Genomic DNA, 24654 nt, shown 5'->3' with positions numbered 1-24654 from the left:
TCGCAGATGCGCTGAAACCACTGCCACGCAACGATTGTCGTCTACAATATTCGGACCTGGTCGGTGTGGACGTGGTTTCTGCGGATTAGTGGCAGCGATGGAGTAGCGTCTCGGCGTTGCCGGAGAGGATGCCATCGGCCACTTCGTGGCGGATCAGGCCGTCGTCCGCGGCATCACGAACCAATGCGGGTGCGGCGCGTAGTTGGCCGGGTATGAAGGGGTAGTCGGTACCCACCATGACGTGATCGGCGCCGAAGCGACGCACCAGCAGAGGCAGGTGGTCGCCGTCGAAGACCAGCGAGTCGACCCAGAGCATTCGCGTGAGTGCATCGAGCCGACTGGGATCGGCTCCCGAGAACTGAGCCCATGTGCGTGTGCGTGGATATGTCCAGGCGTAGCTACCGCATCCGTGGGCCAGCACGATCCGCAGCGTGGGATGCTCCTCGAGCACGCCACCGAAGACCAGTGCCGTCGCCGCGATCGCCGTGTCGGTCAGCATGCCGATACCGAAGTCGTACGGCGATCCGGACCTTCTAATCACGTGTTCGCCCCCGTCGAGGGGGTGGACGTAGAGCGTTGCGCCAAGGCGTTCCGCCGCTGCGAAGAATGGCCGCAAAGCCGGGTCGTCGAGCTCCCTGCCCCCGATGACGGTGCCGATTTCCGCTCCGTCGAGCTTCAACTCGTGGACGATTCGGGTGAGTTCGTCGATCGCGAGGTCGACGTCCTGCAGAGGCACGGCACCAAGGCCCGCGAGTCGCCCGTGCGACGCGTCGACCTGTTCGGCGATGCCGTCGTTCATGGATCGCGCGAAGGAAGCCGCCTCGTCTGCGGGCGCCCAGTACACCAGCGTTACGGGGACCGGCGATACCAGTTGACGATCAACGCCGGCGTCGTCGAGTTCGCGCAGCCGGGTCTCGACGTCCCAGAGTGCAGGTTGAACGCGTCGGAATAGCCGATCTCCGCACATGATCTGGCCGTCCGCCGATCCCGTGATCAGCCGCGGCCACCGTGGATCGCCCTTGGTGCCAAAATTACCCAGAGCATCGGGGAAGACATGAGCATGAATGTCGACGACAGGTGTCTTCGAGGGCACGATGCAGCTCCTTGCGTTTGCGTCGTGTCCACCGTAGTAGTCATCGAGGACGCTGCAACGGGCGATTCCGGCCACCGGAAAGGTGACGGTGTCGAGCGCACGCCAAGCGTCCGGCGCTCGCGTCGGAATCTTCGAAGCGGCTGCGGTGTAGGCAATTAGCGGCGTTGAGTCGGATGAGAATGGCGCGTCCAGGCACATGTTCCGATGGCCGGAATGGCAGCGGGTCAGGACGGCCGTCAGTACTCACGATGGGAGCGAAATACCTCGCATCCTGAGCGGAGTCACCATGCGCACAGCCACCCTAAACGCCGAATGCATCGGCCAGATTGCCGATCGCCTGACGAGCGCCGTCGAACTACGGAAGCCCATACCGCCTATACGACATCTGTTTTCCCCCAACGACATCGACGGGGCGTACGCGGTGCAGTCCGAGCTCACGCGGCGTCGGATCGCGGCCGGTGGGCGAGTCATCGGCCGCAAGATCGGCCTCACCTCGGCACCGGTGCAGCGTCAACTGGGCGTCGACCAACCCGATTTCGGCGTCCTGTTCGCAGACATGGACGTGACAGGACTGGCGGAGGTGCCCTGGAACCGATTGTTACAGCCGAAGATAGAAGCCGAGATCGCCTTCGTGCTCAAGAGCGACTTGTATGCTGCTCAAGCGCGCGACAGCGAGAGCGTGATGGCTGCGGTCGACTACGCAGTCGCTGCTCTCGAGATCGTCGACAGTCGCGTCCAAGATTGGAACATCGCGCTCACCGACACCGTGGCTGACAACGCATCTTCGGCCCTGTTCGTCCTTTCCGAACATCGGCTCCCGTTGTCGGACTTCATCCCCCGCGAGGTGCCCATGACCATGTACGTCGACGGACAGGAGGTGTCCAGCGGCAATGGCGAACTGTGCCTGGGCGATCCGTTGGATGCACTGGCGTGGCTAGCTCGCACCGCGGCTGACTACGGTGATCCGCTGCGCGCTGGGCAGGTCGTGCTCTCAGGTGCGCTTGGAGCGATGGTGCCTGCACAGCCCGGAACCAGGGTCCACGCCGACCTCGGTCCGCTAGGTCTCGTGCGGGCCTCGTTCTCGGAGGTGTCATGACCGCCAAGGCGAAAGCGGCCATCATTGGCTCCGGCAACATCGGCACCGACCTGATGTTCAAGATCCTGCGCTTGTCGGAAGTCCTTGAGGTGGCCGCGCTCATCGGTATTGACACCAATTCGGACGGCCTGGCGCGGGCAAGCCGGTTGGGGGTGCCCATCACCACCGGCGGCATCGACGGTTTCCTCGAGATGCCCGAATTCGAGGACACCAAGGTCGTCTTCGACGCCACCTCAGCCAAGGCGCATCTCGAGAATGCCAAGAAACTCACGCCCTACGACAAGCTGCTCGTCGACCTGACGCCGGCCGCGATCGGGCCGTTCGTCGTCCCCGCAGTCAACCTGGCCGACCACGTCGACGCCGGGACCCGGATCGTCAACATGGTCACGTGTGGCGGACAGGCGACCATTCCGATGGTCGCAGCGGTGGCAGCCGTGACGCCCGTGCATTATGCCGAGATCGTGGCCTCGATAGCGTCGCGTTCGGCCGGCCCGGGAACGCGGGCAAACATCGACGAATTCACCGAAACCACCTCGCGAGCAATCGAATTGGTGGGAGGGGCGGCCAAGGGCAAGGCCATCATCGTCCTCAATCCCGCCGAGCCACCGCTCATCATGCGCGACACCGTCTTCTGCCTTACCGGCGACGCCGACCAGGATGCCATCCGACGTTCCGTAGCGGCGATGGCGGCGCGGGTGGCGCAGTACGTGCCCGGCTACCGTCTCAAACAGGAGGTGCAGTTCAGCCGAATCGGAGCCGACGAGCCATATCACACGCTCTTGTGCGCCGGGTCTAACGCGGTCACCACCAAGGTGTCGATCTTTCTCGAGGTCGAGGGGGCCGCACACTATCTGCCGGCCTATGCAGGCAACCTCGACATCATGACGTCGGCGGCTTTGCAGACCGCCGAGGCCATGACCTTGCGCACTCCCGTAGCCACCATCGACGGAAGCGGAGACCAGTAACCATGGACAGGCGCCTTTACATCCAGGACGTGACTCTGCGTGACGGCATGCACGCCATCCGTCACCGCATCAGCACGGAGGCAGTAGCTCGCATCGCCTCGGCTCTCGACGCTGCGGGTGTCGATGCCATCGAGGTCGCCCACGGGGACGGCTTGTCCGGGGGCTCGGTCAATTACGGACCGGGCAGCCACACCGACTGGGAGTGGATCGAGGCGGCGGCCAGCAGCATCACACGCGCTATGTTGACGACGCTTCTGCTACCCGGCATCGGCACGATCTCCGACCTCGAGCGGGCGCACCGCATGGGTGTCCGCTCGGTGCGGATAGCCACCCACTGCACCGAAGCCGATGTGGCTGCGCAGCACATAGCGACGGCAAGAGAACTCGACATGGACGTGTCGGGATTCTTGATGATGAGCCACATGGCGTCTCCCGCCGATTTGGCCAAGCAAGCCAAGTTGATGGAAAGCTATGGGGCGCAGTGCGTCTATGTGACTGACTCGGGTGGCCGGCTTCTCATGCAGGACGTACGAGATCGCATCAAGGCTTACCGAGCAGTGTTGGATGCCGACACTCAGATCGGAATCCACGCCCATGAGAATCTTTCGTTGTCGGTGGCCAACAGCGTCGTTGCGGTGGAGGAGGGTGTCACGCGCGTCGACGCCTCCCTCGCCGGTCAAGGGGCTGGCGCGGGGAACTGCCCAATCGAGGCATTCATCGCCGTCGCCAACTTGCAGGCGTGGTCACATGGTTGTGACGTGTGCGCCCTGCAGGACGCGGCCGACGACCTCGTCCGTCCCCTGCGAGACCGGCCGGTGCAGGTAGACCGCGAGACACTGACCCTCGGTTACGCCGGCGTGTACTCCTCCTTCCTGCGTCATGCCGAAGTGGTTGCGGGTCAGTACGGCATCGACGTCCGAGAGCTCCTCATCGAGGCCGGTCGCCGCAACTTGGTGGGCGGCCAGGAAGACATGTTGGTCGACATTGCACTGAACTACGTTCGACGCGCTGACTCGGCCTCCACGGCGTGATAGCCGACGGTCGTGCGTACGGGATGCAAGACGGACAATCGCATTTCGAGCTCGGTCTCGCGCCGCGAGCCCGGCCGGTCGCTGTCGCCGTGCTGGCTGGATCCGACAACCGCGAAGCTGTGAGAAGTGGTCTTCGCGAGGCGATTCGGCGCCGTTGCGGCTTGGTGGTGGTTCACGCCGCAAGTGCCTTCGAGACATGGCCCGCGCTGGGACTGATGAACGAACCGCTGCCGGAGCAGGTTCACCGCGACGCCATCGAACTCGGGAGGCGGGCGCTGGATGATGCCGTGCTCGCGGTCGAGCTGGAGTCACCGAGCGTCGTCGAGTTTTGGACGCGGTTATACGACGGGCCGGTCGTGCCGACGTTGAGGAGCATCTCGCGCGACGCGCAGCTGCTCGTACTCGCCGAGAGGGCAGGCCGTTCGCACCTGTGGCCCAGGTCGGTCGCCCATGACCTCGGTCGTCACTCCGACTGCCCCGTGGCCGTGGTGCCCACCGCACCGCGCCCCTGGCAAGATCCCCGAGCGCCGATCGTGGTCGGGATCGACCGGATTTATGACCCTACGTCGGCCTTGACGAGCGCATTCGATGTGGCACAACGAAAGGCGGTCGGCGTCGTCGCACTACATCGTGGGGACGCCGAGCGCGCGTTGCTGCGCGAGTTCCAGCAGCGCTTTCCAACGGTGCCGACCGTGTGGAGTTGCCTTCGATCCCATCGTCGCTACCAGGCCGCCGCGATCGAGGAGTGCTCTCGTGCACAACTATTCGTGGTCCCGGCCGGCTGTATGCGGGGAATGGCTGGTCGGGTCGTGATGAACGTCGTCCACCAGGCGCGAGTCCCCATGGTCTCGGTGACCTGAGCAACCCGCAGCGTGCGCCACAGCGGTGCGCTCGTACTAGCGGTAGCGGTCGATGCGCCGCCAGAGACGTCGGGCCTGCGTGGCTAGTGCCCAATCAATGATCATCGTCGCGGACTTTGGGATGGGTGGCACCGTCAATGCGGCGACGGTACCGGGCAGTCGTGACTCGCAGATGGTGCGGTAGTGAGTGAAGGTGTCGAAACCCGCCGATCGATGCGGTTACGCCGCAATGCCAATGTGGCCACCTCGTCGGCGGTGAATTTGCGCATACCCGTAAGCACTTCGTCCCTCGAGGATCTGGCGATCTCGATCATGGATGTTCCGTACTCCTTCAGAGGATGATGCTCACCGCACCGGCCGGGCGTAGGACCGTCATGTCCATCACTGCGCGCTTGTACCTGATCTTCAGGATGCCGTCGAGTCGGCGCAGACGATAGTCATAGCGGCCCACGTAGTGGTCGTCACGGCCCTCGCGGAAGCGCCATACGGTGAAATACGCAGTTGCGCAGACTTCGTCGGGCTTCTGCGATTCGATGCGCACGTTGGTCACCTGATGCCGCGTCGTAGCGTGCGGGTACTCGCGGTGTGCCTTGCGGCTCTTGAGGCGATCTACCCGTGCCAGCAGCCGAAACTTATTGTCGTGCACCAAGAGGAGATCGCGCTTCTCATCCCCGTCGGGAAGGTCGTTGGCGGGAATGAGGTACTCGGCATCATCGGTGTACAACTGCGCCCACTGGTCGAGTTGCCACTCGTCGAGCAGCTTGGCTTCGTAGTACAGCAGGTCTTCTACATCAGACCGCGAGACGTCGCGTGCGGCGGCGTTCGTCAGAGCGTTGTCGAACGTCGTCACGCGAGTACCCCGTCCGGGAGGCTGACGGCGTCCCGCCATCTGCGCCAAAAGGCTCGCATCTGTTCCTCGTCTACGGATTGGGGATCGCGAAGCATTCCGCGGGAGATGTCGTTCCACTCGACGCCGCCGCTTCGGAAGCCGCTCTGACACGACTCGAGCGCCTCGACGTCGTCTGGCGTTGCCAAACCTCCGGGCCCAAGGAAGCTCAGGAAACTCTCTAGCCGCAGGGCGCGAGCGCGCGGCGACTCGGATGCGGGCGCCAGGTGCCAGGCACTGATCTCCATGTAGTCCGGACTTGTCGGGAAGAAGGTGCGCACGGTTACCGACTGGATGTCGTTGATGACGAGGTTGGGGAAGATGACGAGATTGCGGTTGTAGTCGGCCATGATCTCCGATCGCTCGTCGCCGTAGTTCTTGCGTAGCCATTCGCGCTTCTCATCGATCTCGGCACGGGTGTCCGATCCGAAGTGGTTTTTCCACTTGGCAATTGGACGTCCCCACGGCCCCCGGTACTCGATGATTGCATGGCCGTTGCCCAAAGCCCGCCCGGTTCCGGAAAGTCCGCCACTTACGTCGACTCCCATACTGCTGAGGTACTTGATGTAGGTGTCGTGCGTGGGCAGTGCGTGGTATCCGTCCATGCTGTTCTCGGCGAGCAGCTTCCAATTCGCCTTGATCGAATATTGGTTGGAGCCGCGCAGCACCTCCCAGTCGTCCCCAGCCCCGTCGACGATGAGGTCGAGGTAGTGGACCGCTCCGGCGAGGTAGTCGACGAGCGGTTCGACGTTCGGATCGAAGCAGACGAAGAAGAAACCCCGGTAGGAGTCGACTCTGGCAACAGGTCGCAGGCCCATCTCCTCCATCTTGAAACCCGGACCGTAGGCCTTGCGATCGGGAAGGCCAACCAACCGACCGTTGGTGTCGAAAGACCATGCGTGGTAGAAGCATTGGAAGACCTTGCTATTGCCCGAGTCGAGTCGGCACACCACAGCACCGCGGTGCGTGCACGTATTGTGGAAGGCATGAATTTCGCCGCTCGTCGCGCTGCGGACGAAGATCAGGGGCCGGCCACCGACGTTGCGCCGAACGAAGTCGCCGGGCTGACGCAGTTCGGATTCGTGCCCGAGGTAGAGCCAGCAGCGATTGAATATCAAGTCTTGCTCGGCGGCATAGATCTCGGGGGAGGTCATCGTGGACCGATGGACACGGAAGACGCCGTTGTCGACGTCGTCGATGATCAAGTGCGCTTGCGGATCAGGCATGTTGCGTACCCTTCCGCGCTGCCGCGGCGGAAGACCCGGGGATCTGATCACCCTCCGCGAGAAAGTCGACGACGAGTTCGTTGAATCTGCCGGCGTGCTCGATTTGAGTCCAGTGGCCACACTGGCCGAACATGTGCAGTTGCGCGTTGGGAATGAGTTCGAACAGTCGACGCGAGGTGTCCGGCGGAATGATGCGATCTTCGCGGCCGTGGACGATCAGCGTGGGGCACTGAATCGATCTGATTGCCGTCTCGTCGACGACCATGGAATCCACCCAGCGTTGCCGCGGCGGCGGGAACATGGCGGCAAAGGACTCTTGAAATCCTGGTTGAATGCTTGCCGCGTAACGGGTTTGTGCGAGATCGTCGTCGACCAGTGTCTCGTCGTACGCGAAGTAGTCCAGCACCTCGCGCATTCCTGGCACGGACGGTGTGTAACCCCAAACCGCATCGAGACCCTCGGTGAGTTGGAACGGCACTCCCACGCTGCCCATCAACACCACCCGCCGGACTCGCTCGGGCAGGCGAACCGCAAGCTCTAGAGCCATGGCTGAGCCAAAGCTGTTGCCGACGAGACTGAGCGAATCCAAGCCGACGGCGTCGAGGAACGCCTCTGCGTGGGACACCCAGTTCGTCATCGAGTACTGATGTCCAGGTGGCCGCTCGGTGTAGCCGAAACCGACGAGGTCCGGAGCGACTACTCGCCGTTCGGCGGCCAACGCCGGAAGTGTCAGACGCCAATTCGCATAGGCTGATACGCCGGGACCAGAGCCGTGTAGCAGCACGACGGGCTTGCTGTCACCAGCTCCTTGGTCGAGAAAGTTGGTGTCGATGCCCGCGGCGGTCACACGTCGACCGAGCGCGGGGTTGGTGGTGCTGATCGTCTGCGACGCCATTGTGTTGGCTCCGTTCGTGTTGGAGAGGCTTGGCATTGGGAATCGACCGTCGGGTGTCAGGGGGCTGGAGTGGGTAGGTGGGACACGGTCGGCTCGCGGCGTCGTCCACTCCACGGCAGCCCCATCGGGTCCTTCTCTTCATCGGGCAGGACCTCGCCGGTGATCAGTCGGTTCCATTGACGCCACCAAGTCCGCATTTGGAGCTCGTCCTGACTGGTGTTGACGCGACTCGACATTCCCCGTGAAATGTCGGACCACGGAAGCTCTTTGCGCGTGGCGAATGCGCGCTGCGCGCTTTCGAGTGCCTCGACGTCGTCGGGCGTGGCCAGACCACTCGGGCCCCAGAACGTGAGGAAGTTGTCGAGTCGTTGGGCGCGCAGCTCCGCACCCTCCTCCGGTGGCACGATGTGCCAGGCAGTTACCTCCATGTAGTCCGGCGTGATTGGATCGATCTTGCGGATCAGCACACCCATGACGAGGTCGATGATCACCAGATTGGGGAAGATCACCAAGTTGCGTTGACCCCGCAGCCGTGTAGCCCACTCGGTGCCGTACTTCTCCCCGATGGCTGCGTAGCGCGCGTCACGCTCGGCTTGTCCCGCCGCGGAGAGGGGTCGGCCCAAGATTTGATCACCACCGGGACCGGCCGCGATCACCGCATGACCGTTGCCCAGGTCGATGCCGCGATCTTTGCCGATGATGAGCGAGGTGTCGATCGAGCCACGGGCGGCAATCACCATCGCGAAGTACCGCTGATGGGTGGTCATCGCGTGATAGCCGTCGAAGCTGTTCTCCACCAGGAGCTTCCAGTTGGCCTTGCACGAGTACTCGTGAGTGCCCTCGAGAACCTGCATCCCCATATCGGACTGATCGGCCACGAGGTCGAGGTATTCCTTCGCGCCGGCGAGATAGGTTTCGAGATCGACGATGTCAGGATCGAAGCTTGCGAAGACGAAGCCGCGGTAGGACTCCAGTCGCGGCGGCTTCGCCAAGCCGGGTCGATCGAAGTTTGGTCCATAGGATTCATCTCCAGGCGTCGAGACCTGTTCGCCGGCGGTGTTGAACGACCACCCGTGATAGAAGCACGTATGAAAGCGCGCGTTTCCCTCGCGCTCGCGGCAGATCATCGCCCCACGGTGCGGGCACGAGTTCAGCCACACGCGAATCTGTCCCCGACTGTCTCGGGTGAAGATGACGGGGCGGCCCGCCAGCGTGCGCGTCTTGAAGCTGTTCGGCTTCGCCAACTCTGACTCGTGGCCAACGTAGAGCCAGCTCTTGTCGAAGATCAGCGTGCGTTCCCGTTCGAGGATCGTCGGATCCACCATGGTCTGGCGGGCGACCCGAAAGCACGGCATCTCCCGGTCATCAACGACGTATTCGGACATGCGCGTTTTTACCTTTCTGTTGAAGCCCCACCAAGCACGGTCTGGCGTTGACGCCACTGCTTGGTGAGGGGAGTGAGGCGGGGCGCCACTCGCAACTCCAGCCATTCGACTGTCCGCTGCCAGGAATCGAACGCGGCAGCTGTCGCAGCGACGTCGGGCGACGTGCGATAGAAGTCCTGTCCCACATCGACATAGCTGACGATCTGCGTGTACGTCGACGCATCGTTGCGAAGGGTGCGCTCCAAGCCGTCGCGAACCGACGCTGGCAGCGCGGGATCGTCAGCGCCGGTCAGGCACAACCATGGCGCGCGTGTGAGCGGGGCCAACCCACCGATCCACTGGATGAGATCGTCGCTGCTTCCATACCTCGGTTGGGGCGAAACACTCACCACGGCACCGAGTTCGAACGACACGCCGGCGAGGAGCGCCACGAGTCCGCCCCACGAGTAGCCAACCACGCCGATCTGCTCATCGTGCCAACCGCGATCACCCAAACGCTTCAGGAGGTGTCCGACCATGGCCGTGAGTTCGGCGCGCGTCCCGCGTAACTTCGTAGCATCGGCAGCGAGACCCTCGTAGCCGAAGGCAGCGAAGCCGTTCAACAACTCCGCGGCGGCGGGTTCGAAATCGCGGCCCGATGTCATCACGAGGACGGCTCCCCGGGGCGTGCCCGGGAGATGGATCTCGGCGATGTCGACCGGTCGGCCACCGCACTTGACGACGCTGCACCGAGGTGTGACGTGCACGGTGGCGGCCATGGGCAAGGCATCTTCCGGTAGGGGACTGGCCCGCTTTCGCAAAATCGCGGATCAAGGAGGTACCCCTTGGTTACCGGCAGCGGGTGGACTCCGGGAACTCCCCGTCCCGGGCACCGGAACACAGCCGTCCGCCCGTGCACTGATGCCTCGTTCCGGCGGGTGAAACGATCTCTAGGGCCCGGGCGCGCTCATCGTCGACGATCGACCGACGAGGAGAGGAGTTGCAATGGTTTCGACGACGTCCGGGGTGGATTCGACGGTGTCGCGAGAGGTACTAGGCGACGTGGAGGCATTCCTGCATGACGAGGCCGAATTGCTGGACCAGTGGCGCCTTCACGAGTGGCTCGAACTGTTCTCGCCCGAAGGAACTTACGAGATTCCGGCCACCGACCGTCCCGAGGGCGATCCGACGCGGGACTTGTTCCTGGTCCACGACGACCGCTTTCTGCTCGAGCAGCGGGTGCAGTCGTTGCTCACCCGCTCGGCCCATGCGGAGTATCCACACTCCGCGACCCGGCGAATCGTAGGCAATGTTCGAGCCCGAGGAGCGGTAGGCGGACCTCTTCACGTCACGGCGAACTTCGCGGTCTACCGCGTGCGGGCAGGGGTCATGGACACCTACGTGGGTCAGTACCGACACGTCGTCGAGCCCGACGAGATCACGGGTTACAAGTTCCTTCAACGGAAGTCGGTAATGGTTCTCGACGCGCTGCGCCCCCATGGCAAGGTCAGCATCATCCTATGAACCGCCTGGAGGGCAGGACGGCCATCGTTACCGGAGCCGGGGGATACATCGGTAGCGCGTTCGCAGCTGGGTTGGCAGCCGAGGGCGCAAACGTCGTGTGCACCGATCTCGTCGAGACCGCGGCCGAAACAACCGCTCAGACGATCCGCGGGGCTGGCGGTGATGCGCTCGCCGTCGCCGGTGACGTCACCGATGCCGCGCATGCGGCTGACGCGGTAGCGGCCGCACTGGACCGGTGGGGCCGCCTCGACGTCCTGGTCAACAACGCCATGATCTTCAATCACAAAGGGTTGATGACCATGCCCGTTGAGGAATTTCGGCAACAGGTCGACATCTGCCTCACCGGTGCGCTGGTGTTCACCAGGGCAGCGGCCGAGGCGATGATCGCCGCGGGCCACGGTGGCAGCATCGTCAACATCCTGTCGACCGCCGCCTGGCAAGGCCAACCAGGAAACATCGGCTACTCAACAGCCAAGAGCGGTTTGATCAACTTCACGCGGTCAGCGGCAATGGAGCTGGCACCCCACGACATTCGGGTCAACGGCTTCACCCCCAGCGCCACGCAACCCAAGGATTCCGATGGTGAGGCCGTCTTGCGCGGCGCGGCTGCACCGGACCTACCCTTTCGGAACGATTTCTTCGGTCTCATGCCCATGAACCGGTTGCCCGGCCCAGCTGATTACGTGCCGTCGGTGGTGTTCCTGGCCTCCGACGACTCGGCGATGATCACCGGCAGCAACATCACCGTGGACGGCGGTGCCACCGCCAAGTACTGGCCGCTGATGCCACATCGGTGACGTCGTAGCCTGCCTGACGCCCTGGGCGCACCGTTTCGGATGTCCCATCACGCACCTGGCCACGCGTAGCCGTGGCAGTGCTCGGACCTCGAGGTTCGGCGCCAGCGCGAGTACCAGGGTCGACCTGTCGAACGCATGTAGCCACCGCGGTCGATGTGCGTGCCGGGAGAGGGCTGGGCCTGCACGACATTGTGCAGACCCAGGGACTGGGGGACGGACCGAATCCCTTGCAGTACATGGTCCTTTCAGTTGACTGCGTGAGGTTGTGTGGGCTCACGCAGTCAGGTCGTTCACCGGCGCCCGCGAGGCGATCGCCTTCCGGCTGCGCAGCATCAGACGAGGATCGTCGACGACGACGGCGCCTACGAGCACTCCGGAGGCATCACCGTAGAACGCTGCCAGACGGTTGCAGGCGTCGCCCGAAAGCGTGGCGAGCGTGCCCGCGCTCGGACGACCGATGATCTGGATTCGGTGACCGTACTGGTCAGACCACACGTACGGTATCGCCGGCGGCCGGATGGGCTGCTGCATGATGCTTGCAGCCACCACCTCACCGTGCTCTGTCGCACTCGTCCAGTGTTCGATGCGAACGCTGCCGTCGTAATGCGGATGCGGTCTACACGCGACGTCGCCCGCGGCGTAGATCCCAGGGAATCCGACGACGCGCAGCTGATCGTCACATTCGACGCCGTTCGCGATGGGCAGGCCCGACGTCGCGAGCCAATCCGTTGCAGGGGCCGCACCGATGCCAACGACGACCAGGTCCGCGGGAATGGTGCGGCCGTCTTCGAGCACCACGGCGGTCACCCGGTCTTGACCCTCGAAGCGAGACACGGTGGCGCCGGTGATCAGGTGTACACCGTGCACTGCATGAAGATTGGAGAGAAGCGACCCCACCTCGTCCCCGACGATGTTCGCCATCGGCGTGTTCTGCGCTTCGACCACCGAGACCTGGCACCCATGGAGGTGTGCTGCGGCCGCGAACTCCGCACCGATGAACCCGGCACCGATGACGACGACGCTTGGCTCACGGACCAACTCCGAGCGCAAGTCGAACGCATCGTCGGCGGTGCGAATCGTGTGGACACCAGCCAACCCGTCCATGCCCGGCAGCCTCCTCGGGGTGACGCCGGTTGCGATCACGAGGTGTTCGTACCCGATCTCGGGTCCAGCGTTGAACGTGACGAGGCGCCGGACGGGGTCCAGCGCCGTGGCGCGCGTGCCTAGCCGCAAGTCGATGGCGAACCGGGCCAGGTCCTCGTCTGACACCAGAGACGTTGGTGCCCCGTCACCGTCGGCGGCGAGCATGGCCTTGGTCAGCGGTGGTTTGTCGTATGGCTTGTGGCGCTCTTCGCCGATCATCGTGATGGGTTCGTCAAAGCCTGCTGCGCGGAGATGTCGGGCCGTGCTCACCCCGGCTACCGAGCTTCCAACGATCATTAGCGACACCTCGAAAGTGTCGTCATCCGTTGGTGCCCTGGACAAGGGGGTTTGCCGTTGGCTGGAACCCGTTGCATCGGAACTGGCCGGGCACCGCGTTGAGGACGTCGTGCGAATCTCGATCATCGACACACCGATTTCGTGGCAATTACGTCGAGCCTGTTGGTTGACAGCTCCACGACGTACGCTCGCATTCAAGTGGTGACGATCACAGCGGATCGCACCCGAAAGGAGCAACCAACATGGATTATTCGACGACGACGATGCATCCGTCGGTGCACGATTCACCGTCGATCTTGTCGAAGGCCTTCGAACTGCTGCGCGCTTTCAACCAAACCGCGAGGGTCATGACTCTCAGCGAGTTGGCTCGCGCGTCGGACCTCCCGAAGTCGACCGTCCATCGGTTACTGGCCAGACTCATCGAGCTGGATGTCGTCGAGCAATCCGGCCACGGATACCGGCTCGGTGTCTCGCTACTCAAGCTGAGTGCAACGACACCCGTTGCGGGTCTGCGGGAGCTCGCCGCACCCCATCTCAGTGCCCTGTTGAACTACACGCGGCACCCTGTCCGCCTCGGTATCCTTCGCGGTCTCGACGTCGTATGCGTGGAGAAGCTCTCGCCGCGCGGTCCTGCCGCCGAGCCGTCGGAAATCGGCAGCCGTTGGCCGGCCACCTGTACGGCTTTGGGCAAAGCGTTACTGGCCCATGACGACCCGGAGCAGCTGCGGGCACGGCTATCGCTCGGACTCCCTCGAATGACACCGCGCTCTGTGAGCGACGTCGACGATCTGCTGGTTCAGCTCCGCCGCACCCGCGCCAACGGTCTTGCCTACGCCGACGGCGAGGCTCGACTCGGGGTGGCGTGCATCGCGGCACCCATCCTGGTCCACCCTGGTTCGCCCCGGGTCGTGGCAGCGCTGTCGGTCAGTTTCCCCTCGGGCACGGCGGACTTCGCCAAAATCGAGGGAGCCGTGCGGCACAGCGCCGGCCGCCTGTCTGCCGATGCGGCGACCAACATCGTGTCCCGGGAACGTTGGCTGCCAGTCAGTCCGGAGGAGTAAACACGCCCATGCTCGTGGGCGCCGTCGCGGGCGTCGCCAGACCGAGCAACTGCCTTAACCGACGGTTCGTCCCGTCGTGTGCCCAATCGTGATGCGTTGGGCCTGCTCAGATCCGTTGAAGATGTCCTTGGGCGACTCAACCGTTTGCATCATGGCCGTCCGCAGGTGGTCTCCCAAACGTGTTGACGAGCAGAGTAATTGAGCTCAACCCAGTGTCGTCGTCGCGCCGCCAACTTGACTGGAGGCGCCAGGGGGAGGACATGTTCCGCTCGGCTCGGATGTCATTGCTGCGGCTGGTGCGAAGGCTGTGCGAACGGAAGTCCGAAGGGGGAGCGGGCAAGGGCTCCATCGGCGTCCCACGCGTCGATCTCATCGATGCTGAACCCGAGTTCGGCGAGCATCTCTCGGGAATGTTCGCCGAAGAGGGGTGCTGGTCTATCGGCGGATGCGGCGGGAGCATGTCCGAACCGGGCGGGCAGGCCGATGTAGCGGGCACGTCCCGCCACGGGGTGATCGGCCGCGAAGACGCGTTGCCGCGCGAGCAATTGCGGATGGTCGATCAGACCGGTGCCGATCTCTACCGTGGCGGCGGGAACGCCGCGGCCCCGCAATACGTCGACCAATGTCGCTGCTTCCTGCCCCGAGCACATCACGGTGAGCATCTCGTCGAGTTCGTCGTGGCGGCTGACTCTTTCGTCGAGAGTGCGCAGATCCGCGTCGAGCGCCCGCTCCGGCATTCCTGGTGCTCCTGCGAGGGCGTCCCACTGCCTATCCGAGATCGCGCTGATCGCCACCCACCGGTTGTCTGCGGATTGGTACACGCCCTGCGGAGCGATCCCGTTGCGTCTGTTTCCGGATCGGATGGGCTTCCGGCCCGTGGAGCCGGCTGCGATCTGCAGCGCGGAGACCTGGAGGGCCACATCGCACAACGCGACCTCAAGGTGCGCGCCACGTCCGGTGCGAAAACGGCGCCATAGCGCCGCCAGGGTACCAACCGTCGCGGTGACAGCCGCGATTGGATCGAAAACCGTTCCGGTCAAGAGTGGTTCGCCGTCTTCGTACCCGGACATCCAACTGACGCTTGATGCCGCATTGACGGTGAACGTGAGCCCAGGTTGACCACGCCAGGGTCCAGTGGAACCCCAGGCAGGCATTCGAGTCATGACGATGTTCGGCTGCAACGCCGTAACTCCCGCGTAGTCCAAACCGCGATCATCGAGGACCCGTGGAACGTAGTTCTCCACCAGGACGTGACTGGATGCGATGAGGCGGTCGACGATCTCGCGCCCCCGAGGGTCGTTGAGCTCGGCGGCAACAGATCTCTTGTCGACGTTGGCTCCGGCGAAGGAGGCCGCTCGCTCCCAGCATCGATCGACCGTCGAGGGCGTTCCCGTGAAGCGCATCGCGTCGGGCCTGGTGGCCGATTCGACCCGAATTACGTCGGCGCCGAGCGACGCAAGATAGGAACCCACCAGGGGTCCGGCTTGGAAGCTGGCGATTTCGGTGACTCGTACTCCGTGCAGAGGACGTCGGGGTAGGCGTGATGGGTCACCAACCGTGCCGAGCGCCGTCGTGTCGGGTGCGGCGTGCACGCGAATGGGGTTACGGGGGAATGTCACTCCGTCCTCGGTGCGAAGGATGCAGTCGCGAGCAGCGAACGGGGCGAACTCGGCGACCGTCGTGAGATCGGTGACCGGGGCGATCGCGACCCGACTCGCGATGCCCATCTCGACGAGTTCGGCAACGGTATACCGCTTGGTGAAGTCGTGAAGAAGTGGCCTCACCTCCGCAGCCAGACGGATGCGTTCCACCAGCTGGTCATAGCGCGGGTCGTCCAGGCGCGGGTCGCCGACGAGTTGCTTGACGCCACTCCACTGCTGGGGGCTCACGGCCACCAGACAAACCCAGCCATCCTTGGCCGGTTCGATCCCTGGTACGGCCATCTGAGGTACCGGGTACGGAAAGCTGTCCGGCAGCTGAGCCATCAGCCATGGGTATTGCAGCACCGATGCCAGCGACTCGAACCGCGAGACGTCGACCTCGGTGCCAGGTGCGCCGCCTGTCACCGCGAGAAGACCAGCCATCGCGCCGACGGCCGCCCACCGGCCCGCCATTTGTTCGGCGAGATTGACGCCGATGCCGACGGGAGGGCGGCCGTAGGTCGGATGGAGTGCGATGAGTCCGGCCTCGGCCTGCAGAGTGAGCTCGCTAGCTGGCGTCTCAGCCGCCGGCCCGGTCATGCCGTAGTCGCTGACCGACACAACGACCAGCTTGGGATTCCGTGCCCTGAAGGGGTCGACCTGCAGATGTCCCGCTGGTCCATCCACGACGAGGACGTCGACCCGCGCTACGTCCGTGATGCGCCGTTTGCCGCGGTGCAATGCGTCGTGCGGCACGGAAAGCGCATCGTCATTGAGGTCGATTCTCACCACATCGGCCCCGAGGTCGCGCAGTAACCGGCCGCACCACGCCACCGCCTCGGTGGCGCCGGCTTCGGCGACGACGACGTCGTCGAGCAACCGCACGTCATCTTGTCCGGTTCCGCGACCAATTGTGTTGGTGTTCGACACGTGTTCACTCCCTCGATGCGGTCTGATTCGCATCTCGATGCTGCGCGGGCGACTGATGTCGGTGAATACGCATTTCCGGTGATCGGAACGCCACCACGCCGGGCCGGCGGTCGGAACACGGATGGCAAGAGTCGGTCGTCGCTTCGAGTGACGACCGTGCGTGGGCTGCTTGAGGATTGACGATCGACTGCTCACCGGCGCCACGTCGATTGGTGGCTCGCGCACGGGAAGCTCGACCGCGACGTGCACGCCCGGCGCCGGGCGCAGATTGGCGCGAGCGCGGTGTTCATTGCGACGATGTTGCGTCTGCTGAGCCGGGAAGAGATGTGCGGCAACTCGATGCGGTCGTGGCTCGCACTGTGTAGTCGGTGAATTCGACCGTCGCGCCGTTGTCTCGCCATGAAGGTGAGAACGGCGGCGAAGTGGATACCTGGACGGAATGAAGACCGTGCGGGGTCCGTAGCTGACCCCGATTGCCGTGTCTACCCATCGCGTGAGCCGTGTTGACGTGATCGCCGAGGCATCGATGTTGTCCGACAGCGTGTTTCGACGGACTTCGACGAATCGGTAATCCGCCCCCGCTCAGCGCTGTCCGAGCGTAAGGCCGATCTTGCCAAGTGCCAGGTCGGACCAAATTCGAGTTGGCTCCGAGGTTTACGGCACCTTGGAGAAGTTGATCTTCAGTTCACCGATGATGTCATCCCACAGCGGCTCGGGCAGGTCGTGGGCCATTCCGTCGAATGTCACCCAGCGGGACCCGCGGATGGCCTTGGCTACCGCATGGCCACAAGTGGGGCGCATCATCTTGTCCGCGCGACCGTGCATCACCACCGTCGGCGCGGTGATCTGCTTGTCGTAGCGAAGCAGGCTGCCGCTGCCGAGCATGGCGTTGTACTGGCGAGTCACCCCGTCGGGGTTGTACGAACGCTCGTAAGACTCCGTGGCATCGGCCAGCATCTGGTCCTCGGAGGCTGGGTAGCCCGGGCTGCCGAGGATTCTGGCGGTGCGGACGGAGTTGGCGATGACGCCGTCGCGCGAGGGGTCCTTGGAACGCGTCGTCGCCGCCTGCATCTGCTTGAGGGCTGGCAGGGGCAGCAGCGCCTGGTTGTTGCTCGTGAAGATGACGCCCAGCGTCTTGGTGCGGTGGTGGTACCTGGCGGCGAAGATCTGCGCGATCATCCCGCCCATCGATCCGCCGAAGACGTGCGCCTTTTCAATCTGCAGGTGGTCGAGCAGCGCCGCAGCGTCGTCGGCCATGTCCTCCAGCGTGTAGGCGGCTTCGTTTCGCAGCCCGAACTGGAAACGCAGCAGTCGCGGCAATAGTTTTGCGTCGGTGTCATGGCCCTCGAGCTTGCTGGAGAGCCCGATGTCGCGGTTGTCGTAGCGTATGACGCGGAACCCCTGATTAACCAGACGCTCGCAGAAGCCGTCGCGCCAGAACAACAGCTGCCCGCCGAGCCCCATGATCAACAGAACAGCGGGGTCGTTCACGTCGCCCATGTCCTCGTAGAAGATGTCGAGATCGCCGGACTTGGCGGTGCCGGTGCGGATGTCCATCAGGCCTCCAATTGGTAGTAATAGTCGCGGCTGACTTCAACCATGAAGCTGGCGAAGTGGGCCATCAGTTTCGGGTCAATCGTCATTTGCCCGGACATCTCCACGTCGGCCGCGAACTCGCCGGTGGTCTCGACCTCCATGAACTCCTGCCCGAGGTGACAGCTCTGTTCAGTGGTGAAGCAGGGTGGCCGATGCCAGCCTAGACATGAGCACAGGGGATCGTCGGCCGACGGTTCCGATGGCTGGAACGCTGCGGCGCATTTGCCGCCGCGTCGAGTTCATTGACGAGTCTGCTTCCAACGAATGGAACAGCAGCTTGTCGCCGGGGTCACTTGCACGCACGATCAACGGGATCAGTCGGAATCTAATGCCCGCTTGGAACGTCGTCGAACGGCGTTGAAGCGGCTAGAGGCTGTTCAAGGCCTGGACCAGGGGTGCGAGTTCCGGGTGGTCGGCCGCTACGCCGAGTGCCTCCTTCAGCATGCGATCGTGATGGGGGCGGGCAAGTTCGAGCAGCTGTTGTCCCTCGGGCGTCAGCTCGGTGTAGATCCCCCGGCGGTCGTCCTGGCATAGAAAGCGCCCCAGAAGCCCGCGCTCTTCGAGGCGGTTGACCAGTCGAGTCGTGGCGCTCGAGCTCAGGGCCGTCGCGCGCGCGAGCTGCTGCATTCTCATGTGCCAGCCGTCCTGGCGACTCAGTGCATCGAGCACCGTGTACTCGACGACGGACAGCTCGTGTTCGGCCTGCAATACCTTTTCCAACGCAGCTTCCAGACGGCCGTGCAGGGCCGCGAGAGTTCGCCAACCCCGAGCCCGGATCTCAACGGCGTCATTGGCGATACCCATGCAACACCTCCAGCTGCGTTAACCACGTCACACATTACCAGCTTGCGCCGATATGGCGCGTGTGCAACTATCGGCTATACCAAGATTAGTTGCAGGCGCGCTATAAGCGCTTGCGACACTACCGAGAGGGGCCCCGTGCCCAAGGGACTAATCGCGCTGGCGATCGCGGCATTCGGTATCGGCTTGACCGAATTCGTCATCATGGGGCTCCTGCCGGACATTGCCACTGAGTTCGCTGTGACGGAAGCCGTCGCGGGGTGGCTGATCTCCGGCTACGCCTTGGCGGTCGTCGTCGGTGCACTCGTCGTCACTGCGGCGGTGACGCGCCTTCCACGCAAACCGGTTCTCATGGGGTTGCTGGGGTTGTTCATCGCTGGCAACCTGCTGTCGGCGCTGGCCCCGAGCTACGCGGTTCTGATGGGCGGTCGCGTTCTGGCGGCACTATGTCATGGAGCGTTCTTCGGTATCGGATCGGTGGTCGCGGCCAACATGGTTCCTGCTCATCGCAAAGCCGGTGCTATTGCCCTCATGTTCACCGGCCTCACTGCGGCCAACGTTCTAGGTGTCCCGTTTGGAACGCTGTTGGGGCAGCAGTTCGGCTGGCGAGCAACGTTCTGGGCGATCACGCTCATCGGGGTGATTGCCACGGCCGGCATCGCCGTCCTGGCGCCCAACGATGATCCGCAGGCCGAGTCGCCCCCCAGCCTGCGGCGCGAGATGACGGCGTTCACCCGCCTGCAGGTGTGGTTGTCGATCGCGGTGACCATCCTCGGATTCGGCGGTGTCTTCGGTGCGTTCACCTACATCGCCTACACCTTGACCGAAGTATCAGGCTTCGCCTCCTCGACCGTGCCGTGGCTGCTGGTGGTCTTCGGTATTGGGGGCTTCGTCGGAAACGTCGTCGGCGGCAAGGCCGCAGACCGGTCGGTCGACCGGGCCCTGATCGTGTTCATCGCCGCTCTGATCGTGATCCTGGTGGCGTTTGCGCTCACTGCGCACAGCCGGCCCGCCACGATCGCGGCATTGCTGGCGATGGGAGCCGCCGCCTTCGGCAGTGTCCCTGCCCTGCAGATGCGTGTCATGACATTCGGCGATGACGCACCAACGATGGCCTCGGCCGCCAACATCGGCGCATTCAACCTCGGCAACGCCCTCGGCGCCTGGATTGGCGGCATGACGATCTCCGCCGGCTTCGGCTACACCTCACCCATCTGGGCGGGCGCCGCACTTACCGCATCCGCCCTGCTGGTACTCGTCGTAGCAACCGCCTTGAGTAGCAGGACTAAGACCAGCGGCCTGACGACCTCCGCAGGTATGTCGCGCCTCGCGCAGTAATCCAATGGTGGTGGGGACTGACTGTCGGCACCTGTCATTAGACCTCAAACTCTAAAGATGAATCCGATGGTCCTTGATCTTGCCGATGACGGCGTTCCCGTCACGGAGATCTATCGGGGTGGCGCGGATTCTCTCGAGTCCTGTCCGAGTCACTCGAAGATCGCTTGCACCAACGTGATCCTTCGATGTTCGTTCGCAGTACGCCTGTAGAGCGAGTGAAGTCTCATTCGTGAGACCGCATTTGGCTGAAATGAGTATCTCCGTCCGAGAAGAGTTGACGCCCTGACCTCGCGGCTGTCACTGTCAACCGTGTTCGTTTCGCGCTGCGACCACTGTCAGTGACGGTGGTCGCGAAGGACCCGCGATGCATTCTGCACCAGGGCTGTTGGGGCTGCTCATCGATGATCGGCTGTGCTATGACGCCCTTCATATTTAGTAGCGGAAGCCGGCGATGGGAACAACTACGCCAGTTGGACCCGTAGGGCCTCTTTGGGTTGAGGATTGGTATCGATGAACATGTCGCATCGTGTCAACACTCAACTAACTCTGTTGTACGACAGAGAGTTCCGACGTCTTCGGACGGTTGTCTGCCACTTCCTGATCCACGCGAGTCTGCAGCGGTCGGAGCAGGATGGTGAATTCGCGCTGTGCAGCACCACCCGGATCTGTTCGAACGTGATCGCCCGCGGGCCAGGGCGAAATCATCATCGGCTAGCACCAGACGAGACCTTCCAAGACGATCGACGTGGCCAGCCAGCTTCGAGTTCGCGGCTTTGCCGACATGGCGCGGTAGGAGCTTCGGTGGTGATCGCGCCGACGCCGGCGAAGCGGCCGAGGTCAGGGATTGGTGACCAATTAACCAACGAAGTTGATCTGGGTTAAAGTACGGTGCGAATCGCCTTGGTGCCACAGGAGCACCGCACCGCGAAGGAGGTGAGCTTGTGGACCGGGTCGCCAGCGACTATTCACCTGTTCGGAATGGATTGCCCAGCAGGTCGACCACCGGAGAGCAGGTTGCCGAACTGATTCGGCAGGCCATCATCACGGGTGCGATCGGACGCAGCGCGCCGCTGCGCGAAGAGGCGATCGCGGCGCAGTTCGAGGTATCGCGCCGGACCGTGCGGGATGCATTGCGCATCTTGGAGGGATTCGGGCTGGTCCGACATCAGCGCCACAAGGGTACACAGGTGGCGGATTTTGCCGCCGCCGACATCCGTGACCTCTACAACACGCGTCTGGTGCTGGAGACCGCAGCGGCACGACGTTGGTGCACCGCGGACCCGGCGGCCCCCGACGAGGTGCTCGCCGATCGGTTGGGTGAGGCCTTCGATCGGCTGCGCGCCGCGAGCGAACACCTCGACTCGGTGCAGGTGGTGGAGGCCGATCTCGGATTTCACGCCGCTGTCATCGGACTGATGGCAAGTCCTCGCGCCGACCGGTTCTTCGGTTCGATCGCTCAAGAGATGGCGTTCGCCATCGCCATCCTCGAGGCCACGCAGCGCGAGACGCAGACGCGCCCGGCCCAAGCGCTGGCCGAACACGAAGACATTCGCCGTGCCTTGATGGACCGCGACCACGACCGTTCGCTCGATCTGATCACCACCCACGTCGAGACCAATCGCGAACGGCTGGTGAGCATCGTGCAGGAGCAGGACCATGGCGCCGTTGGCGCCGTCAGTGAATAGCCATCCCGATTCAAGGTGCTGCCAGACCGTCGTTCACGGGATGAGGCGGGCCAGGCCTTCCTCGATCGCGCGAACCGCCGCACCCGTGCGGGACCGTTCGGCGAGTTTGTGCAAGATCTTCTCGACGTGAGCCGTGGTGGTGCGCACCGATATCCCAAAGCGCGAAGCGATCTGTTGATTCGACAGGCCGTGGGCCACCCCGGTGAGGATGTCAATTTCGCGACCGGTCAAGCCGTATGGAACATGCGTCTCAGTGGTGGCGACCAACGCGACGACGCCTGGCCCCCATAGGGGTTCGTCGATGCGGTCCATGCGCACGCGCAGCCAGGACGCGGCCGTGGGCCATAGTCCGACGACCGACTCACGGCCGCTGTCGAGAAAGCGGGCCGTGGCGGAGATGAACTCCGGCTCGTCGCAGACCACGGGTGCGGGGCACCGTCCCCAGGCCTGGCTTCGGCCGCTGGCGTCCATGTAGGCGACCGACGACGTGTCCGCCGTCAGTCGGGGCCGCGCCGGAGTGCACAACCGACCGATGCTGGGGGCGATGGTCTTGAGCAGAAGCGAATGCCTCCGGTCGAACGTCCCCCGCGTGCCCGACGACATGTGGACCATGCCCACGTAGTCCCCGCTCTGACCGAACAGACACGTCGTCAGGCCGTCCCGAAATCCAGCGGGTGCGAGGACGTCTTCGTAGAACTCGGTCCCGCGGTAGTCGTAAGGCAGGTCCGCGAACCGCAGCGGCTGCTTGCACGCGATCATCTGGTGGTGCGGATCGGTGTCTGCGTAGGGCTCGCTCAGGCCGAGAAGCGTCGATGGTGCGTATTCGACGTTGCTCACGAGCACATGGCGATGGGCGACGGGGTTCCACCCGAGGATCGCCGCCGCATCGGCGTGCACAATGCCGCCCAGCCGTTCGAGGATGTACGCGCCGGCCGGACCGCGTTCCTCACTGCCGGCGTTGTAGGCGCAGTCCGCAACGAGATCCACGTCCGGCCCGGTCAGGTGGACGTCGTTTTCCGTGTCGTAGCAAAGGGGCACTCGACGACCTCTCATCTCGGATGAGGTTGTGAAGAGACTGAACCCGAGAGGAAAGGGCGGCGCGGTCAGCCGCCACCGATCCTAGCGCCGTCGTCGTCGACTGCGCCTCGAATTCAGGTGTTCGGCCAGCAATTCGAAGTCTGGGAAAGCGCTGGACAAACGTGGTGATGGTGATGCCATTGTGCGACAGCACGGCCGACCCCGCAACAGATCCGACGGATGTCCCGAGACAGTTGATACCCCCGGGCAATCGCGACACCGCTTCGATGCCATCTCTCTGAGGGCGTCGCCCAGTCCGGAATGCACCGAGCCTGGTTCGATCCCGTTCGGAAGCCGTGAAGCCGTGAAGCCGTGAAGCCGTGAAGCCGTGAAGCCGTGAAGCCGTTGCGGCGAATGTGCCCGGCGACGCGGATCGATCAGGATGGCCGACCCCGGGCGGGGTTCGTGCTGAGGCGGTCATCGCAGGACGCCGACCCGCCGTCGGGACGTAGCCGTGCGTTCTGCCGGCCGTGCCACGTCGAATATCATTGGGAGGAATGCGCTTTCGCGCCGACCGCGCCGGGATGACGTCGACCCGCTAGCGCAACCTGTGATCTTCCTGGATCGAGTTACCGCCGTCGACCACGAGGCATTGGCCCGTGATGTAGGAAGCCGCCCTGGCCGTCAGCATCAGGATGGCGTGCGCCACCTCATCGGCCGTTCCGGATCTGCCGAGCGGGCAGGAAGCACCTGCTGCCAGCTCGTCCTCGGTGGTCGAGTCCGTCACGATCCACCCAGGCGCCACGGCGTTGCAGGTGATGCCGGCCCCGGCGTAGTCGATGGCGACTGACCGGGTCAGGCCCACCAAACCGGCCTTGGCCGCGTGATAGGCCCCGTCCCCGGGGAAGGCGCACACGGGCCCCGATACCGAGGACACGTTGACCACCCGGCCGTATCCGCGTTCGACCATCGTGGGGAGCACCGCACGGGTCAGGGTGAACGCGGTGGTCAGGTTGCACCCAATCGAGTTAGCCCAGTCGTGGTCGGTGAGGTGTGCCAAGGTGGCTGCCGCGACGACGTTGGTGACCGCAGCCAGCCCGGCATTATTCACCAGGATGTCGATGCGGCCGGTGCGTTCCAGCGCGAGCGCGGCCACCCGATCCGCATGAGCGGGGTCGGTGAGGTCGCCGGCAATACCGACGGCGTGGATGCCGGCCGCCTGTAACTCGTCCACCCGCTGCTGGACGCGATCCGTGGTCGACGTCAAGATCACCGTCAGGCCGGTCAGGCCGAGCAGGCGTGCGGTCGCAAACCCGATACCCGCAGCCGACCCGGCGCCGGTGACGATGGCGGTCCCCAGGTGATGGTGGGCAGATTCGGCGTGGGACATGGTCCCCTCTCCGGGTGGT

At 64.0% G+C, this 24654-nt stretch carries 22 protein-coding genes; 9 read left to right on the top strand and 13 right to left on the bottom strand.

From position 1 onward, the window contains the following. Positions 1-85: 85 nt before the first annotated feature. Positions 86-1291 carry an amidohydrolase family protein gene (locus G154_RS16815; RefSeq protein ID WP_110807183.1) on the bottom strand — a complete coding sequence of 402 codons (1206 nt, stop codon included), beginning with the start codon at positions 1289-1291 and terminating at the stop codon, positions 86-88. Between the two features lie 88 nt (positions 1292-1379). Between G154_RS16815 and G154_RS16810 the strand changes: the two genes are divergently transcribed. From G154_RS16810 to G154_RS16795, 4 genes are read left to right on the top strand one after another with little or no spacing between them, the layout of a single operon-like run. Next, positions 1380-2189 carry a 2-keto-4-pentenoate hydratase gene (locus G154_RS16810; RefSeq protein WP_023985921.1) on the top strand — a complete coding sequence of 270 codons (810 nt, stop codon included), beginning with the start codon at positions 1380-1382 and terminating at the stop codon, positions 2187-2189. Beyond that, a complete protein-coding gene (locus G154_RS16805; RefSeq protein ID WP_019509756.1) occupies positions 2186-3154 on the top strand; it encodes an acetaldehyde dehydrogenase (acetylating) in 969 nt (322 codons plus the stop codon). The genes G154_RS16810 and G154_RS16805 overlap by 4 nt, the downstream gene beginning before the upstream one ends. Positions 3155-3156: 2 nt before the next feature. Next, on the top strand, positions 3157-4185 hold the full coding sequence (gene dmpG / locus G154_RS16800) for a 4-hydroxy-2-oxovalerate aldolase (RefSeq protein WP_019509757.1): 1029 nt from the start codon (positions 3157-3159) through the stop codon (positions 4183-4185). After that, entirely contained in the window at positions 4182-5045 is an 864-nt protein-coding gene (locus G154_RS16795) for a universal stress protein (RefSeq protein ID WP_019509758.1), read from the top strand. The genes dmpG and G154_RS16795 overlap by 4 nt, the downstream gene beginning before the upstream one ends. A gap of 331 nt (positions 5046-5376) precedes the next feature. Here the strand turns inward: G154_RS16795 and G154_RS16790 are convergent, their stop codons facing one another. The 5 genes from G154_RS16790 to G154_RS16770 are packed head-to-tail and all read right to left on the bottom strand — an operon-like array spanning position 5377 to position 10195. Then, the gene (locus G154_RS16790; protein ID WP_019509759.1) at positions 5377-5895 is read right to left on the bottom strand and encodes an aromatic-ring-hydroxylating dioxygenase subunit beta; all 519 of its coding nucleotides are present in this window, start codon (positions 5893-5895) and stop codon (positions 5377-5379) included. After that, positions 5892-7157, bottom strand: coding sequence for an SRPBCC family protein (locus G154_RS16785; RefSeq protein ID WP_023985920.1), 1266 nt, complete (start codon positions 7155-7157; stop codon positions 5892-5894). The genes G154_RS16790 and G154_RS16785 overlap by 4 nt, the downstream gene beginning before the upstream one ends. Beyond that, positions 7150-8052: an alpha/beta fold hydrolase gene (locus tag G154_RS16780; protein ID WP_019509761.1), complete on the bottom strand. Its 903-nt coding sequence runs from the start codon at positions 8050-8052 to the stop codon at positions 7150-7152. The genes G154_RS16785 and G154_RS16780 overlap by 8 nt, the downstream gene beginning before the upstream one ends. A 56-nt stretch (positions 8053-8108) precedes the next feature. Beyond that, a complete protein-coding gene (locus G154_RS16775; protein ID WP_019509762.1) occupies positions 8109-9437 on the bottom strand; it encodes an aromatic ring-hydroxylating dioxygenase subunit alpha in 1329 nt (442 codons plus the stop codon). Positions 9438-9445: 8 nt separating this feature from the next. Then, positions 9446-10195 carry a dienelactone hydrolase family protein gene (locus G154_RS16770; RefSeq protein WP_019509763.1) on the bottom strand — a complete coding sequence of 250 codons (750 nt, stop codon included), beginning with the start codon at positions 10193-10195 and terminating at the stop codon, positions 9446-9448. A gap of 226 nt (positions 10196-10421) precedes the next feature. Between G154_RS16770 and G154_RS16765 the strand changes: the two genes are divergently transcribed. Beyond that, complete coding sequence (locus tag G154_RS16765) at positions 10422-10940, top strand: aromatic-ring-hydroxylating dioxygenase subunit beta (protein ID WP_019509764.1); 519 nt, start codon at positions 10422-10424, stop codon at positions 10938-10940. Further along, positions 10937-11737 carry an SDR family NAD(P)-dependent oxidoreductase gene (locus G154_RS16760; RefSeq protein WP_023985918.1) on the top strand — a complete coding sequence of 267 codons (801 nt, stop codon included), beginning with the start codon at positions 10937-10939 and terminating at the stop codon, positions 11735-11737. The genes G154_RS16765 and G154_RS16760 overlap by 4 nt, the downstream gene beginning before the upstream one ends. 273 nt (positions 11738-12010) lie before the next feature. Here the strand turns inward: G154_RS16760 and G154_RS16755 are convergent, their stop codons facing one another. Beyond that, on the bottom strand, positions 12011-13177 hold the full coding sequence (locus G154_RS16755; RefSeq protein ID WP_081650029.1) for an NAD(P)/FAD-dependent oxidoreductase: 1167 nt from the start codon (positions 13175-13177) through the stop codon (positions 12011-12013). A gap of 242 nt (positions 13178-13419) precedes the next feature. Between G154_RS16755 and G154_RS16750 the strand changes: the two genes are divergently transcribed. After that, a complete protein-coding gene (locus G154_RS16750; protein ID WP_023985916.1) occupies positions 13420-14238 on the top strand; it encodes an IclR family transcriptional regulator in 819 nt (272 codons plus the stop codon). Between the two features lie 281 nt (positions 14239-14519). On the opposite strand, the gene G154_RS16745 is transcribed toward G154_RS16750, so the two are convergent. The 4 genes from G154_RS16745 to G154_RS16735 form a co-directional block, all read right to left on the bottom strand. Continuing rightward, positions 14520-16808 (bottom strand): CoA transferase, encoded by a 2289-nt coding sequence (locus G154_RS16745; RefSeq protein ID WP_162181528.1) that lies wholly within the window; start codon positions 16806-16808, stop codon positions 14520-14522. A 654-nt stretch (positions 16809-17462) separates the two neighbouring features. Continuing rightward, positions 17463-18365 (bottom strand): alpha/beta fold hydrolase, encoded by a 903-nt coding sequence (locus G154_RS16740; RefSeq protein WP_019509771.1) that lies wholly within the window; start codon positions 18363-18365, stop codon positions 17463-17465. Further along, positions 18365-18505, bottom strand: coding sequence for a hypothetical protein (locus G154_RS26520; RefSeq protein WP_019509772.1), 141 nt, complete (start codon positions 18503-18505; stop codon positions 18365-18367). The genes G154_RS16740 and G154_RS26520 overlap by 1 nt, the downstream gene beginning before the upstream one ends. A 265-nt stretch (positions 18506-18770) precedes the next feature. After that, entirely contained in the window at positions 18771-19208 is a 438-nt protein-coding gene (locus tag G154_RS16735; RefSeq protein WP_019509773.1) for a MarR family winged helix-turn-helix transcriptional regulator, read from the bottom strand. Between the two features lie 135 nt (positions 19209-19343). Here G154_RS16735 and G154_RS16730 point away from each other — a divergent pair, with 135 nt between their 5' ends. Together G154_RS16730 and G154_RS16725 are read left to right on the top strand one after the other, a co-directional pair. After that, entirely contained in the window at positions 19344-20543 is a 1200-nt protein-coding gene (locus tag G154_RS16730; RefSeq protein ID WP_019509774.1) for an MFS transporter, read from the top strand. A gap of 983 nt (positions 20544-21526) precedes the next feature. Next, a complete protein-coding gene (locus G154_RS16725; RefSeq protein WP_019509775.1) occupies positions 21527-22228 on the top strand; it encodes a GntR family transcriptional regulator in 702 nt (233 codons plus the stop codon). Positions 22229-22261: 33 nt separating this feature from the next. Here G154_RS16725 and G154_RS16720 read toward each other — a convergent pair whose 3' ends face one another. Together G154_RS16720 and G154_RS16715 are read right to left on the bottom strand one after the other, a co-directional pair. Then, entirely contained in the window at positions 22262-23215 is a 954-nt protein-coding gene (locus G154_RS16720) for a response regulator transcription factor (RefSeq protein ID WP_031601555.1), read from the bottom strand. A 628-nt stretch (positions 23216-23843) separates the two neighbouring features. Further along, positions 23844-24635 carry an SDR family NAD(P)-dependent oxidoreductase gene (locus tag G154_RS16715; protein WP_019509777.1) on the bottom strand — a complete coding sequence of 264 codons (792 nt, stop codon included), beginning with the start codon at positions 24633-24635 and terminating at the stop codon, positions 23844-23846. Positions 24636-24654 lie beyond the last annotated feature (19 nt).

It is taken from the genome of Mycobacterium sp. VKM Ac-1816D (assembly GCF_000416385.1).
GTDB classification, from domain to species: domain Bacteria; phylum Actinomycetota; class Actinomycetes; order Mycobacteriales; family Mycobacteriaceae; genus Mycobacterium; species Mycobacterium neoaurum_A.
The sequence above is the reverse complement of the archived record's forward strand: the minus strand, read 5'-3'. Positions and strand labels throughout refer to the sequence as shown.

What these genes read in the sequence shown, in the direction of transcription:
- G154_RS16715 (WP_019509777.1), bottom strand. Translation starts at nt 24,635, where the DNA reads ATGTCCCACGCCGAATCTGCCCACCATCACCTGGGGACCGCCATCGTC.
- dmpG (WP_019509757.1), top strand. Translation starts at nt 3,157, where the DNA reads ATGGACAGGCGCCTTTACATCCAGGACGTGACTCTGCGTGACGGCATG.
- G154_RS16780 (WP_019509761.1), bottom strand. Translation starts at nt 8,052, where the DNA reads ATGGCGTCGCAGACGATCAGCACCACCAACCCCGCGCTCGGTCGACGT.
- G154_RS16755 (WP_081650029.1), bottom strand. Translation starts at nt 13,177, where the DNA reads ATGATCGTTGGAAGCTCGGTAGCCGGGGTGAGCACGGCCCGACATCTC.
- G154_RS16750 (WP_023985916.1), top strand. Translation starts at nt 13,420, where the DNA reads ATGGATTATTCGACGACGACGATGCATCCGTCGGTGCACGATTCACCG.
- G154_RS16785 (WP_023985920.1), bottom strand. Translation starts at nt 7,157, where the DNA reads ATGCCTGATCCGCAAGCGCACTTGATCATCGACGACGTCGACAACGGC.
- G154_RS26520 (WP_019509772.1), bottom strand. Translation starts at nt 18,505, where the DNA reads ATGGAGGTCGAGACCACCGGCGAGTTCGCGGCCGACGTGGAGATGTCC.
- G154_RS16775 (WP_019509762.1), bottom strand. Translation starts at nt 9,437, where the DNA reads ATGTCCGAATACGTCGTTGATGACCGGGAGATGCCGTGCTTTCGGGTC.
- G154_RS16740 (WP_019509771.1), bottom strand. Translation starts at nt 18,365, where the DNA reads ATGGACATCCGCACCGGCACCGCCAAGTCCGGCGATCTCGACATCTTC.
- G154_RS16770 (WP_019509763.1), bottom strand. Translation starts at nt 10,195, where the DNA reads ATGGCCGCCACCGTGCACGTCACACCTCGGTGCAGCGTCGTCAAGTGC.
- G154_RS16735 (WP_019509773.1), bottom strand. Translation starts at nt 19,208, where the DNA reads ATGGGTATCGCCAATGACGCCGTTGAGATCCGGGCTCGGGGTTGGCGA.
- G154_RS16815 (WP_110807183.1), bottom strand. Translation starts at nt 1,291, where the DNA reads ATGTGCCTGGACGCGCCATTCTCATCCGACTCAACGCCGCTAATTGCC.
- G154_RS16760 (WP_023985918.1), top strand. Translation starts at nt 10,937, where the DNA reads ATGAACCGCCTGGAGGGCAGGACGGCCATCGTTACCGGAGCCGGGGGA.
- G154_RS16765 (WP_019509764.1), top strand. Translation starts at nt 10,422, where the DNA reads ATGGTTTCGACGACGTCCGGGGTGGATTCGACGGTGTCGCGAGAGGTA.
- G154_RS16805 (WP_019509756.1), top strand. Translation starts at nt 2,186, where the DNA reads ATGACCGCCAAGGCGAAAGCGGCCATCATTGGCTCCGGCAACATCGGC.
- G154_RS16810 (WP_023985921.1), top strand. Translation starts at nt 1,380, where the DNA reads ATGCGCACAGCCACCCTAAACGCCGAATGCATCGGCCAGATTGCCGAT.